9 protein-coding genes are annotated in these 14052 nt (G+C 48.2%); 2 read left to right on the top strand and 7 right to left on the bottom strand.

Translation table 11 applies throughout. From position 1 onward, the window contains the following. Positions 1-105 precede the first annotated feature (105 nt). Complete coding sequence (locus AC1DFM_RS09855; RefSeq protein WP_477076545.1) at positions 106-954, top strand: protease complex subunit PrcB family protein; 849 nt, start codon at positions 106-108, stop codon at positions 952-954. Positions 955-1066: 112 nt separating this feature from the next. Here the strand turns inward: AC1DFM_RS09855 and AC1DFM_RS09850 are convergent, their stop codons facing one another. From AC1DFM_RS09850 to AC1DFM_RS09820, 7 genes are all read right to left on the bottom strand, one after another. Next, positions 1067-1918 carry an NAD(P)-dependent oxidoreductase gene (locus AC1DFM_RS09850; protein ID WP_477076544.1) on the bottom strand — a complete coding sequence of 284 codons (852 nt, stop codon included), beginning with the start codon at positions 1916-1918 and terminating at the stop codon, positions 1067-1069. A gap of 256 nt (positions 1919-2174) precedes the next feature. Then, on the bottom strand, positions 2175-3617 hold the full coding sequence (locus AC1DFM_RS09845; RefSeq protein WP_477076543.1) for an alpha-L-fucosidase: 1443 nt from the start codon (positions 3615-3617) through the stop codon (positions 2175-2177). Between the two features lie 9 nt (positions 3618-3626). After that, on the bottom strand, positions 3627-5675 hold the full coding sequence (locus AC1DFM_RS09840) for a glycoside hydrolase family 2 protein (RefSeq protein ID WP_477076542.1): 2049 nt from the start codon (positions 5673-5675) through the stop codon (positions 3627-3629). Positions 5676-5688: 13 nt separating this feature from the next. Then, entirely contained in the window at positions 5689-7272 is a 1584-nt protein-coding gene (locus AC1DFM_RS09835) for a RagB/SusD family nutrient uptake outer membrane protein (RefSeq protein WP_477076541.1), read from the bottom strand. A 17-nt stretch (positions 7273-7289) separates the two neighbouring features. Then, a complete protein-coding gene (locus AC1DFM_RS09830; RefSeq protein ID WP_477076540.1) occupies positions 7290-10643 on the bottom strand; it encodes a TonB-dependent receptor in 3354 nt (1117 codons plus the stop codon). Positions 10644-10846: 203 nt separating this feature from the next. After that, positions 10847-12031 (bottom strand): FecR family protein, encoded by a 1185-nt coding sequence (locus AC1DFM_RS09825; protein WP_477076539.1) that lies wholly within the window; start codon positions 12029-12031, stop codon positions 10847-10849. 44 nt (positions 12032-12075) lie between these two features. Beyond that, positions 12076-12663, bottom strand: coding sequence for an RNA polymerase sigma-70 factor (locus AC1DFM_RS09820; RefSeq protein ID WP_477076538.1), 588 nt, complete (start codon positions 12661-12663; stop codon positions 12076-12078). A gap of 118 nt (positions 12664-12781) precedes the next feature. Here AC1DFM_RS09820 and AC1DFM_RS09815 point away from each other — a divergent pair, with 118 nt between their 5' ends. Next, entirely contained in the window at positions 12782-14002 is a 1221-nt protein-coding gene (locus tag AC1DFM_RS09815) for a trans-sulfuration enzyme family protein (RefSeq protein ID WP_477076537.1), read from the top strand. The last annotated feature ends 50 nt before the right edge of the window (positions 14003-14052 follow it).

The raw sequence follows: 14052 nt of genomic DNA, 5'->3' as shown, positions 1-14052 counted from the left end.
ACAATGGAGGGATGTGGTGGCACGAACGTTGTCTTATTAATCCAGAGGGTTTTAAAAACCTCTCATAAATGCCTAATTTCGGTGCATTGATTAAAACCTGCTTATATGAAACTATACACGGCCGTAGCATTACCGGTATTTCTCCTGACCCTGTCATCTCAGGACCTTTACAGCAAAGATAAGCCTGTAACGGAAGTTGTTGCCCCCAAACCTCAAACACGTATCTCTTTTGGTAGCGGTATTGACCTGATTGTAAAAGGCCTGGGCCTGAACATCGATAATATCCGCTTTATCAAGGCGCCTAAGGCCAGTGATTATTTTAAGAAGGCCAACGACAAAGCTGCTTATGCGGAGTCACTTATCATTGCCGGTAATAACGGGATTGAATCCGGCCGTGATCTGAATCCGGAAGCACCGGCTACCAGGGAACAATTTGCCCTGGCGCTGCAGGAAGCTATTCAGCATACTGGCCCGTACCCGGAAAACATGATGTGGATCAATGTAAAAGATGAAAAGTCTTTTTCAGGGAATAGCCTCAATGCGGTTCAATCTCTGATTAAATCTAAAGTTGTAGTGCTGGAAAACGGTAATTTCCGCCCTAAAGCATATATCACAAAATCAGAAGCCACAGCCATGGTAAAAAAAGCAGCCGCCTTTATCCAATCAATAAAAGCGCATATGGGTGATGTACAAGCTACCGATGGTACGGTTAGCTTCACCACTACACCGGTGAACGATCATGTAAACAGTGTGGTACTTTCTGCAGGTAACAAGTCTACCGGCGGTTACGTATTGCAGGTAACCCGCATTGATTTCACCGCAGATCACCAGGCGATTATTCATTATAAACTCACCGCGCCGGCTCCGGGTAGTATGAATATACAAGTGATTACTGAGCCTAAAGCGGAAACGTTTGTTGGGAGCGACTATAAAGTGACTCTTAAAGCGGAATAAGCTGAAAGCAAAAAGCTATTGTAGCGATTGATAAAAGCGAGTATTTTAATTGTTATCCGCTTTTATCAATCGCTACAATAGCTTTTTGCTTTCAGCTTTCTGCTTTCAGCTCTCAGGAAATGCCATCTTTCCCAATCACTACCCAGTCTTCATTACCATGACCTTTTGCGATCCAGCGATCCATTTCTTCCGCAATAGCAGGTAATACAGCCAGATGACCGTTTCCTTTTTCTACAGCGTCTATAAACAGCTGGGTATCTTTTCTGGCCATGCTCAGTTCCCAGGAAGGATTGCTGTAATCGCCGCTGGTCATGCGCTTCAGCCTGTTGTTGATGCCTGCGCCTGGATTCCAGAGCTCCAGCAAACCAGCTATTTCATTGTTGTGGATATTCAATGCTTTGGCGAGTGAGAGGGTATCCGACAAGCTGGCCGTTAATCCCACCAGGAAGCTGTTACCTACCAGCTTGATACCAGCGGCTTTGCCTGTTACATCGCCGAGGTTAATCAGTCTGCCGGTCATTTTCCCGAGAGCAGGGGAAATGCTGCTGATCACTGCCTGATCGCCGGAAACCAGCATGTAGCCGGCGCTTTTCAGCGCTTCGGGCGGGCCCATGAATACCGGGGCGTGTACATACGTAAATCCGCGGGCGCCCCAGTCTTTCGTTCTTTGAATGGCGCCATCAACAGAGGTCGTGGTATGGTCGATGATGACAGCTCCGGGGGTGAGTCCGGCTGCAGCGGCGGCCAGTACTTCATCTACCGTGTGGTCATCTTTAAGTGTAATATGTATGCGATCGGCGCCTTTTACAGCGGCCGTTACATCGGCAAATGCTTTGGCGCCGTATTGTTCCAGCGCAGTGGCTTTTGAGGTGGTGCGGTTCCATACCTGTACCGTTTCTCCATTGCTGATAAGCGCCCTCACGAAATTTGATCCCAGAAGGCCCATGCCTAAGAATGCTATCATAACCTTGATTTTTTTTTCGAAGGTAGCGAAAAGTTACCCAACGAAATTGGACGAAAACAACACCGGGCTGCCTGTATTCTGCAAGGTTTTTCCTACGGGGATTTTGTCTTGTTCAGGATTATACTGATTAAACTGATTTTATTTTTTGATTAAAAGAATTTTGGGAGATAAATAAACAGTGTGTTCATCTATCTCCCAAAATCAAAAAATAAAATCAGTTTAATCAGTATAATCCTGAACAAGACAAAAAATCGCGCTAGGTTTTCGCTTTTTCGAAATGCCCGTTATCCACTGCGGTAGTATTGCTGGTATTTAGTAAGATGACTACCGGTGTCTGATATTGTTTTTTCGTATCTAGATGCAGGAAGTATTCGTGGGTACCAATCACTTCCGGTATGAGTGTTATGCCGGGATTTTCCAGGTAACTGGCCTGCGTCAGCGTGGTGTTGGCAGGCAGTTTTATCCGTAGGCTACCGGATACCGGTACATTGCATACTACCATGAAAATGCTGTCGGTACCGGTTTTACGGATATAGTATCCCCAATCCTGTTTCTCGAATCCGGCGTAGCCGCCGCCGCGTATAGCCGTTCCATTTACCTTCATCCACTGACCAATTTCCTGCATACGTTGTACTTCTTCTGTGCGGAAAGTACCATCGCTTTTAGGACCGAAGTTGATCACGAAGTTGCCGCCCAGAGAGGTGGATTTCACCAGCATCTCGATTAATTCGTTCGAGTTTTTGATATGTCCGGCCCATTTGGCATTGTATCCCCACTGATTTTCGGGGATGGTCATGACGCCTTCCCAGTCGTTGCCATGTATATCTGTGAATTGCGTAGGTAGCTTGCGTTCCCAGCCTTGTTCGTAATCACCCATAAGGCGACCGTTGCTATCAAAGTGTCTGGCGCCTTTTTCATCTGCGCGTAAGCGGCTGCCTATAATCAGTCCGGGATGAATTTTTTGCAGGTATTGTTCCAGCTCATCGGAGAAAGCGCCGTCGTTTTTCCAGGAGTTGTCCCAGGTACCGTCGAACCAGAAACCTTTAATGGTGGGATATCTTACTAATAACTCCTGTAACTGGTTTTTTACAAACACCTTAAAGCGACTATAAGCCGCGCTATCTGCCGGCGTTTTCAGCGAAGTGCGCCAGTCCGGATGATTCCAGTCGATGATAGAAAAGTAGAGATATACATCGATGCCCTGTTTATTATATGCATCTACCATGGGGCCGATGATATCTTTTTTCCAGGGCGAAGAGGCTACGGTGTAGCGGCTATACTTACTGGGCCATAAACAGAAGCCATCGTGATGTTTGGTGGTGATGATCATGTAGCCGGCGCCCATGTCTTTCGCTTGCTGCGCCCATTGTTCCGGGCGGTAGTTCACCGGATTAAACTGTTTATACAGGTTGTCGTAATCCGCTTGCGGCATTTCTTTCCAGGAGCGTATCCATTCTGCTGCGCCGTTATAGGTTTTCCCATTCCATTCACCGCCGGGAATAGCATAAAGGCCCCAGTGGATAAACTGTCCGAGGCGGAGCGATCGCCACCGCGCCATATCGGCATCTGTTCTGTTACCAATGCGATGAGCGCCATGCTCCAGTGGGATGGTATCTTTGGCGGGAGCAGTGGTTTGTGCCTGCCCGGGTAGTTGTAACAACAGTAATGCGCTGGCTGCAGCTATACAAAGTTTCTTCATGTTGATCAGTTAATGCGTCCAGGTAATGGTGTCAGTGTATACTTTACCGTTATGAATGCCCGATGCCTGCAGGGTATTTACGCCTGTTTGCAGGGTGATGTTGTCGAAAATAAAATCCCGTTTATTAGCGCCGGGATGGCCGGTTACGGGCTTGTTGCCGTTGACGGTCAGCGTGATATTTTCCAGGTTACTGAATACTTCCACCTTTACCGTTGCCGGCCGGTTCGTGTTATTACGACGTTCCGCGATATAAATCATGGGCGCCGGATTCCAGTTGGCTTTGTACCAGTAAAACGCATCCTTTTTCTGTTGGCGATCGTACGTAATCAATCCTTTCAGGTTCCGGGCATTGACGCCACCCCGGTTCCACATGGGCACGGCAAATTCAAACATATTCCACAAATAGGACGCGGCAATATAAGGGTGTTTTTCTATCACCGACCATTGTTTTACGTGAGTGGCCGTTTGATAGGTTTCAGGAAAAAACTGTCCGCTTACAGGATCAAAGTCGGTGCTAAGGCTATCGGTATGTTGATTGATATTGCCGTCGGCGCCGTATTCGGTCAGCATCAGTTTATAGTCGGGATAGTTTTTTTCCAATCCGCTCACCCAGGGTTCTATATCATCTATTTTGCCCTCATACCAGCCGAAGTAGCGGTTCATGCCTTGTATGTCTGCCGCCAGGTTGGCCGGACGATTCATTTCACCATAGCCACTAACGGCTACGGTATAACGATCGGGATCTTCTGTTTTAGCCAGGTCATTGAGTTGTCTGGTTAGTACGGCTACATGTTCATCCGGTGTTTTGGAATAGACTTCATTGTGCATCCCCCATACATAAATCGCGGGGTGGTTGCGGTTTTGCCGGATTAATTCTGTGAGTTGTTGCCGGGCATTTTCACTTTCTTTTCCGGAGAAGTTGTTCACAAAAGGTATCTCTGCCCAGATCACAAAACCCATGGTATCACATTGGGAGTAGAGATATTCTGATTGTTGATAGTGCGCAAAGCGAATGGTGGTGGCGCCTATTTCGCGGATCAGGTCCAGATCTGTTTTGTGTTGTGCGTTCGAGAGCGCGTTGCCGCAGTCCTGCCATTCCTGGTGGCGGGTAACACCATGCATGGCGTAAGGTTGACCGTTGAGGAAGAAGCCCTTGCCAGGGATTACTTCAAAACGACGGATACCCAGTGGCTGCGTCACCGCGTCCAGTGTTTGCCCTTTCAGCAGCACGGAGGTAGTGAGGGAATACAAGTAAGGATCTTTTACGCCGTTCCATCGGTGTGGACGGGCTACCGGCAAGTCCTGGCGGATGATGTTGATTCCTTGCGGACTGAGTGTTACTTCTCTAACGGTGATAGCTACACGCTTCCCTTGCCGGTCTTTAATCTCCGTTTGTACCTGTACGTTAGTATGATGTGCTTGCTTATTTTCAATTTTGGCTACTACATGAATATCGGCGCTTTTATCGCTGATATGATCCTGGGTGATGGCCAGTCCGGAGGAGGCGTAGTCGGTAGTAGTGATATTAATATCATTCGTGATCAGCAGGTTTACCGGACGATAAATTCCGCCGAAGATGCCGAAGAGAAAATTGTTGATAGGCAACACATCTTCTCTTGCCTGGTTGTTGGCTTTGAGTACAATCGTGTTTGCTTCTCCATACTTCACGGAATGCGTAATTTCAAAACAGAAGGCAGCATAAGAGCCTTTGTGCTCGCCGATCAGGCGATTGTTGACGTAGAGCGTTGCCACGGAGCCCACACCATCGAAACGAAGGAATAATCGTTTGCCTTTCAGCGCCGGGTCTACGGTAAACACTTTTTTATAACAGCCATCGCCGGCATAGAAATTTTTTCCTTCCTGCATGTCTCTGTTATTCCAGGTATGCGGCACGGTGACATTGGTCCAGGCCGTATCTGTAGCATTCGCAGGCGCGGTGAGTGTTCCTTTTCTGAACGCCCATCCATCGTTGAAGGAAATGACTTGTCTTCCTTCCTGTCCGTACCCCTGTAAAAACAGGAGTACAGAAAGGAATGTGATAAAGGTATGTTTATTCATTGTTCAGCGCTGATTATTTACCGTATCCGTCATTCTGTTGCAGTACGGCGTCTTTGTTTACATCTATTTCCGATTGTGGAATAGGCAAATGTATGTTGAAGTCGCTAATGGTAGGTGCTACTTTCGGATTGTATTTCTTCACACGGTCTACCAGTTTTCGTGTACGTGTCAGCGTTAGACGGCGTAATTCTTCTGCAGTAAGTTCACGTGCTCTTTCGTCGAGGATATAATCCATCGTCACGTCAGCAGCCACTACAGGTGTTGCTTTGGCGCGGTTGCGGATTACATTGATACTGGTGGCCGCATCGCCGGGACGCCCTTGCAGGAGCTGTGCTTCCGCCATCAGCAGGTAGGTTTCACCGAGGCGCATTTGTATACGGTCTTTGTACGATTGTGCGCCTTGAATATCCTGTGGCTGGAACTCGTACCATTTGGTGGTATGTGCATAAATATTCTGAATGGTATCGAAGCCGCTTACTACTACTGGTTGTCCGTATTTAGGAGAAGCCGGATCATTGTAGTAGTAACTGCGCCGGATATTGTACGGAGAGTTACGCATATCTTTTTGTTCGTACAGTTCATACGTCCACCAGTTAGTAGGACGAATTCTGCCGATGCCACGGCCACCGAGGGAGTCGCACACTTTCATGCCAGCCACGTTGACATAGAATGGTCCCCATTCGCGGCGGCGCTGATCGAAGGTGGAGCCGCCACCGGTTACATTATAGGTTTGTTCCAATACCCAGATGGCTTCTGTATTTCCCTGACTGCGGCGCATGTTGCCGTAGGTGAACATATCGGCAAACGGATCGCCGGGCTGCGAAGCCTTTACGCCATAGCGGCTGGTGATCAGGGTAAAGAATTTGCTGTCGATGACGCGTTTGGCAGCAGCTTCTGCATCCGCTGGTTTGTTGGCGCGGAGATAAGCTTCTGCCAGCAGTTGTGTGGCTGCAAATTTATTGATACGTCCCTGTTTGATTACATTGGCAGGATCTGGAAGATGTGCTTCTGCGAAGGTCAGGTCAGTAATGATCTGCTGAATCACCGCATCTTCTGTGGCCCGTGTATAATCCGTGCGTGGTACTGATACTGATGCGGTAATCAGCGGCACGCCACCAAACAGGATGGAGAGGTGGTTATACGCATAGGCGCGGAAGAAGCAGGCTTCTGCCGTGTAAAAGTCACGTTGCGCTTGTGTGAGAGTAGCCTTAGGATTTTTCGCCGCATCGATGATGACGTTGGCGGTATTAATCACCTTATATCCATAGTTCCAGATGCTCACCAGGGAACCCGTTTGTGAATTCAGGTTCTGATAATTTTCGTACGGCGCCTGTACGGTATTGGGTTGTCCGGTGATGGCCATATCGGTGCCTACGAAAAAGGTGGCCAATAATCCCTGTACATCCCCGTAATCGTTACGCACGTTGCTCAACATGCCGGTGCTGGCGGCTTCAAAGCCGAGCGGATCTACCAGGGTATTGTCTGGTGCATAATCCGATTTCAGTTGTTCGTTGAGAAAGCTTTTGCTGCAGGATGACAGCGAAGTGATGAACACACCAGCTGCCAGCATTCCGCATATATATAGACTCTTTTTCATCGTCATATCTTTTTAGGTTATAAACTGATATTTACCCCCAGTATGATGGTGGTGTTAAGCGGATAAAAATTGGAACTCTGCAGATCAGGACCCTGTCCGTTGGCTAAACGGAGGTCTTTGGTAGCTCCTGAAGTAGCCAGTGTAGTAGGAGCGGTTTCCGGATCATAGCCCTGCCATTTGGTAAAGGTGGCGAGGTTACGGCCGCTGATATACACTTGCAGGTTCGAAATTTTATACCGCTGTAAGGTGTGCTTATCAAAATTATAACTGAGTGTTACATCTTTCAGGCGCGCGAAAGACGCATCCTGTGCATATTTGTATCCTTTAGGATTCGTGTAAAACAACGCCGGGTTGGAGTTGATTTTATTATCCGTAGTCCAGTAAGGAATATCCGCTGGCAGGTTCACTACGCCGGCCTGATCCCTGTTGTCGAGGATGGGATTAGGACGTAAAGCACCATGTACATCCTGTATGAAGATGTTCAACGTAAAGTTCTTGTAGCGGAACGTATTGGTTAAGCCAGCTACATATTTTGGTAATTGTGTACCGAGATAAGAGCGGTCGGCTGCATCTATTTTTCCRCTGTTGTCCAGGTCTTTAAACTTGATGTAGCCTGGTTTTGCGCCTGGATCTACCTTTGAGTCTTCGCCTACCTGCCAGATGCCTGTCATGGTGTAATCGTAGATGCCGAGCATAGGTTTACCAATAAACAGGTTGTTGCCGATGTCATCTTTATTATCACCATACAGGGCCACTACTTTATTTTTATTAAAGGAGATGTTGAATGACGTTTGCCAGGTGAAGTTCTCAGATTCGATATTGCGACTGTTCAACAGTATCTCTAAGCCTTTGTTAGCAGTTTCTCCGATGTTATCATACACGGAAGTGTAACCATTGGCAGCAGGAATTTTTCTGTTGAGGAGCAGGTCGCTCGTGTGGGTACTATATCCTTCGATGCTACCGCTGAGGCGATCATGAAGAATGGCGAAGTCGATACCCACGTTTAACCCGGCGGTGGTTTCCCATTTCAGGTTAGGATTGCCCAACGAGTTGGGAACAAGGCCAATGGAAGTAACGCCATCATACACGTAGTTAGCGGTGGCGAGCCTTGTTAACGTACGATACGAGCCTACTGCCTGGTTGCCGGACTTACCGTAAGATGCTCTCAGCTTCAGTTGAGAGATAGTAGGGATGGCGGCCATGAATTTTTCCTGTTGGATATTCCAGCCGGCAGCAACAGATGGGAACACACCATATTTGTTATTAGCGCCGAACCCGGAGTAGCCATCGCGACGGATAGTAGCGGTGAACAGGTAACGGCTGTCGTAGTTATAGTTGGCGCGGAACATCTGTGATACCAGGGAGCTACCGGTATAAGAGGTGGTGGTTTTTTGTACCTGTGCCGCTTTCAGGTTGTTGAAGTCGAGGTTATCATTCACAAAGCTATTCGCATCCAGTTGTGAGGTGAATTGCTCGTCCTGTTGTGCACTGTACAATGCTGTTAAATCTACCTGGTGTTTTTTTACGCGCAGGTTATAGGTCAGGAGATTTTCTACAATCCACTGTTTATTTTCTTCGTTATACACCTTGGCTGTTCCCAGCATATCGCCCGTTTTACGACCGTAGTAATCGCCGGTGCGGTTAGGACGGAAAGAGTAGGAGGCATTCACCCGATACTTCAGTCCTTTCAGGAAAGGAGGTGCTATTTCTGCGTAACCGCTGCTGGTCATATTTTTACCGCGATCCAGTCCGGGGTTATACAGGTTAATAAGCGGACTTTGATACAGCGTTTGTGGTGCAATGGGATATACTTCATAGTCGCCCGCCGCATTGTAGAGGGTACCATAAGGACTCAGTGAGTTGGCATCAAACAGGGTGGCTTTACCGCCGTCCTGGTTGTTGTTCACGAAGAACAGGTTCACGCCTGTTTTCATCCATGGTGTCACGTTGGCATCAATGTTAGCACGGATGCTGGCGCGGTTATACTGAAACCCTTTGATAGTACCTTCTTCTTTCAGATAAGTACCGGAAACATAATATTTCACATTGTCGGTGCCACCGGAGATGCTGAGTTCATGGCTATGGATATATCCTTGTTGCGCAATTTCTTTGAGCCAGTCTACTTCCGGTTTACCGGCAGCAAAATTTTGTTGTTCAGATAGGTAAGGTAAGTCGGGTGCATCGGGACGGCCAGCCTGGATATTGTACCAGTGATTTTTGGTGCGGTACTGTTCTCCATTCATCTGCTTCACGGTATTGGCCTGGTATTCCGGTCCGGCGTAGCCGTTGTAGGAGATAACGGGTTTACCGGTTTTTCCTTTTTTAGTGGTGATCATGATGACGCCATTGGCGCCTCTGGCGCCATAGATAGCGGAAGCAGATACATCTTTCAGCAGGTCGATCGCAGCGATGTCATTTGGATTGATATCATTGTACGAGCCTGCGAAGGGGATACCATCCAGTACAATCAAAGGAGCATTGCTGGCATTGATGGATTTAAGACCGCGTAAATAGAAGGCCGGGGAGCTGCCTGGCTTGCTACTGTTGCTCACGATATTCACGCCCGGAGTAGTTCCTTGAATCGATTGCAAAACGTTGGTAACAGGAAGATTCTGGAGGCGTTCTTTCGGCACGGAGGCGATAGCGCCGGTGACGTCGCTTCTTTTCTGGGTACCATAACCCACTACCACTACTTCTGTTTGTTGTTCTACGGAGATCTTCATTACGACGTTGAAAGTAGTGTTGCCGGTAACCGTTACCTCCTGCGGTGTCATGCCGAGGTACGAGAACACGAGTACATGCGGACCTTCGCCGGTGATGTGCAGGGAGTAGCCACCATCTGCGCCGGTGCTGGTGCCGAGGGAGGTACCTTTTACTCTTACGGATACGCCTGGCAGCGGGGCGCCGGTTTCGTCCGTCACTTTTCCTTTCACATCTGCCGGTGGTGCGGCAGTGATGTTGTTATCGCTGGTGTTGCTGGTTGCTTTAGGAGAAATGAAAATCGACTTGTTCACGATTTCATATTTCAGTGGTTGACCTTTCAGCATGAGGTCGAGGAAAGCCTGTATCGGTGCGTTTTCCACTTTCATGGTAACAGGATTGGCTTTCTCCAATACTTCTCTGCTGGCTACTACAGTGTAGCCGGATTGTACCCGGATTACGGGGAAGATTTTTTCTACCCGCACATTTTTGCCGGACCAGGTAATCAGTTGTGCGTACCCGGCGGCATGTACTTGTAATAGTGCGGCAGTAAGCAATAGAAACGTCAGTTTCATGACTAACAGCGTTTTGGTTGAAAACCAGTGTCTGGCCAGTACTTTTGTTCGTGTAGGTACATAGCGGGCCTGGTTACAAAGAGCAATTTTTTGCATAGCTTTGCATTGATTTGGCTTGTAAATAGATAGTTGTCCGGAATATTCAACTGCTTTGCATAGCTGTAATCTTTTGGTCGGAGGTGGTCGAAACACCTTCGGCTTTTTTATTACAGGTATACTGGCGTTGGTGGTGGAACATTAGTTCACTGTTTTTCTATAACATGTTGTCGTTTGGTTGTTAGATGTAGCGTCGATTTATTTTAAGCATTAATAATTAATTTTCTTCCTTCCAGCCGGAAGTGCATACCTGATTCCCGCAGGAAGTTGAGCACGGTGGCGAGTGTTACGTCGCTGTTGATTTCTCCTACAAAAGTGATGTCCGGTGGTGTTGTTTCATATACCACTTCAATATCATACCATCTTGCGATCATGCTGATGACAGTAGTCAGTTTTTTATCCTCGAAATTCAGGATACCATTTTTCCAGGCAATTACGGCGAGGGTATCAACCTGTTTGTTGAGGGTAGCTACGCCGGTAGTTTGGTTGATGTCCAGTTGCTGACCGGGTTGCAGCCGCCTGATTTGTTGTTGCGCTTTTACCTGTACGGCGCCTTCCAGCAGGGTGGTGCTGCTATAGGCATCATCGGGGTAAGCGCTGATATTAAAATGTGTACCGAGTACTTCTACAGTCGTTTCGTTATTCATTTTTACGAAGAAGGGCGCGTTTGGATGCGCGGCTACTTCGAAGTAGGCTTCTCCGGAAAGCGTAACGCTTCTGGTATTGCCGGTGAAGGCAGTAGGGAAGGTGAGAGAGCTGGCGGCATTCATCCATACGTGCGTACCATCAGGCAGCAGCAGTTGAAATTTGCGGCCGCGTGGGGTAGTCATTGTATTATAGGTCACGGTGCCGGTTCCAGCCGCATTGTAGCTCAGTTGCCCGTTTTGCAGTACTAGTTTGGTGCCTTGCTGGGTACTGATCACGCCATTATTTAAGCTGTCCAGTACTACCTGGCTGCCATCGCCGAGGGTGAGTATGGCGCCATTTTTACCGGGTTTTACATCATGGGCATTGGTGGCCAGTACGGTTGCTGGCGCCTTGATAGCCGGGCGTTGCAGCAGATAACCGCCTGCGGCAATGAGCAGAAGTATAGCGGCGGCAGCGGCGTAATACCAACGGAATGACCTGATTTTCCGCACCGGTGCAGCAGGTTGAAGAATGGATTGGATGGCATCTTCATACTGCGCCGGATTATAGGCAGGATCAGGTAATGCAGCCGCATGGAGTTCACTGATGAGGGTGGTCCATTCGTCTTCATCACCGTCTGTACGCAGTGCGGCGAACAATTCTTCTTCTTCCGCGGCGGTGGCGGTACCGTTATAATAACGATGCAATAAAAACCGGTAATACTCTTTTGCTTCCACGATACAATCCCTTCTTTTGCTCATAGACGTCCCGAAATGGTAAGTGTACTATGCGTCTGAAAAAAAAATTAAAAAAATCTGGATAGGAGTATAATCAGCAGGATAGGAAGTCGCGTTCCTGTTTGTTTTTCCAGGTATTCGCGGATAAATTTGCGGGCGGTGACCAGCTGGTTTTTCACCGTATTTTCAGATATGGCCAGGGCATCGGCTATTTCCTTGCGGGATTTGCCTTCCTGGGTATTCATCATAAAAACTTCCCGGCGGGAAGCGGGTAATTTTTCTACCGCATCTTTGATAAGTGCCTGTAGTTCTCTGGCATAGATGCCGGCGGAAGCATCTTCGTTATCCGCCACGTCTTCGATATCATTCTGCCGGTTTCTTTCTCTGGCATGTTTCCGGAGGGCGGAGAGGGAATAGTTAGCAGCCAGTGTATAGAGCCAGCCGCCGGGATTTTCAATATCCCGCAGGGTGTGCCGCACCAGCCAAACCTTCAGGAATACTTCCTGGAGTACTTCTTCCACGGCAGTATCTGATTTCAAGAGTTTTTTGACAGACCCCAGCAATACAGCATTGTAGCGATGATACAAGGAACGGAAGGCTGTTTCATCTCCATCTGCAATTTGAAAAAAAAGAAGCCTGTCGCCTGTTAAACTCAATGTCTGTGCTGTGTTTTATCTCATCAATATTATATCATTTCCGCTTTCCCAGCAAGCGCTTTCTTTCCATTGATCATTTTTTATTGGATATGAGGGTGGGAAGCAATTAATTTACAACATGGAAAATCATGCACCATTTAGCGCAATGGCATCTGCAGCTATTCATGCTGCGCAAGCTGGTATGGGCGAGAATGCCCACCTGGTACCCGTATACGCTACCTCTACTTTTACATTCGATAATGCCCAACAGGGCATGGACCGTTTTTCCGGTAACGCGCCGGGATATATTTATTCCCGGTTTGGTAATCCTACCGTAACGGTAGCAGAGCAGTTGATAGCGGCCCTGGAATCTTTTGGTATTGTACAGGAAGATGGAAGTCCTTTGGCGTTAAGAGCCATCCTCCATGCCAGCGGTCAGGCGGCCATGGCTACCCTGTTCCTCGCCAATATTGCATCCGGAGATACGGTGCTCACGCATTACGCGCTCTACGGCGGCACACATGAATTCTTATTCGACTTCCTCCCCAAATTCGGAGTGAAAGCGCTGATCGCCGATTTGCACGACCTGGCACAGGTAGAACAATTATTGCAAACCCGCCCGGATATCCGGATGATTCATATTGAATCACCCGCCAATCCTTCGATGCGTTGTGTGGATATTGCCGGCATTTGCGACATTGCCCACGCGCATGGCGTGAAAGTAAGTGTAGATAATACGTTTGCTACACCTTACCTGCAACAACCCTTCCGTTACGGCGCCGATTTCGTTTTCCACTCCACCACCAAATTCCTGAACGGTCATGGCACGGCTATCGGCGGCGTATTGCTGGGCAAAGACCTGACCGCCATGCAGAAAATCAATAAAACAGCCAAGCTGCTCGGTGGCACCGCCAATCCGTTCGATACCTTCCTGCTGATTCAGGGTATTAAAACGCTGGAACTGCGCATGAAACAGCACTGCAGCAATGCCATGGCGGTAGCGGAGTTTCTGGAGGCGCATGCCGCTGTTGCCGTCGTGAATTTCAACGGCCTTGCGTCCCATCCGGATTATGAATTATCTGCCCGGCAGATGCGCTATCCTGGTGCGGTGATGAGCTTTGAACTGAAAAATGGCTTCGATGCAGCCGTACGATTTATCGATCGCCTGCAAATGTGCTTGCGCGCCGTGTCTCTTGGTACTGTGGATACGCTGATTTCGCATCCGGCATCAATGACGCATTCCGGCATGAAGAAAGAAGACCGGGAAAAAGCCGGGATTTCTGATGGATTGATCCGGATGAGTGTAGGACTGGAGAATGTTACGGATATATTGAATGACCTGGAACAGGCATTGAAATAAGCTGTTTGGGGCATTGGCAGATGCCCCAAACGGCCATCAAAATATCACAT

Source organism: Chitinophaga sp. 05T412, from assembly GCF_056396465.1.
The sequence above is the reverse complement of the archived record's forward strand: the minus strand, read 5'-3'. Positions and strand labels throughout refer to the sequence as shown.

Excerpts from the sequence above, each read along its gene's own strand:
- AC1DFM_RS09855 (WP_477076545.1), top strand. The coding sequence starts at position 106 with ATGAAACTATACACGGCCGTAGCATTACCGGTATTTCTCCTGACCCTG.
- AC1DFM_RS09850 (WP_477076544.1), bottom strand. The coding sequence starts at position 1,918 with ATGATAGCATTCTTAGGCATGGGCCTTCTGGGATCAAATTTCGTGAGG.
- AC1DFM_RS09845 (WP_477076543.1), bottom strand. The coding sequence starts at position 3,617 with ATGAAGAAACTTTGTATAGCTGCAGCCAGCGCATTACTGTTGTTACAA.
- AC1DFM_RS09840 (WP_477076542.1), bottom strand. The coding sequence starts at position 5,675 with ATGAATAAACATACCTTTATCACATTCCTTTCTGTACTCCTGTTTTTA.
- AC1DFM_RS09835 (WP_477076541.1), bottom strand. The coding sequence starts at position 7,272 with ATGAAAAAGAGTCTATATATATGCGGAATGCTGGCAGCTGGTGTGTTC.
- AC1DFM_RS09825 (WP_477076539.1), bottom strand. The coding sequence starts at position 12,031 with ATGAGCAAAAGAAGGGATTGTATCGTGGAAGCAAAAGAGTATTACCGG.
- AC1DFM_RS09815 (WP_477076537.1), top strand. The coding sequence starts at position 12,782 with ATGGAAAATCATGCACCATTTAGCGCAATGGCATCTGCAGCTATTCAT.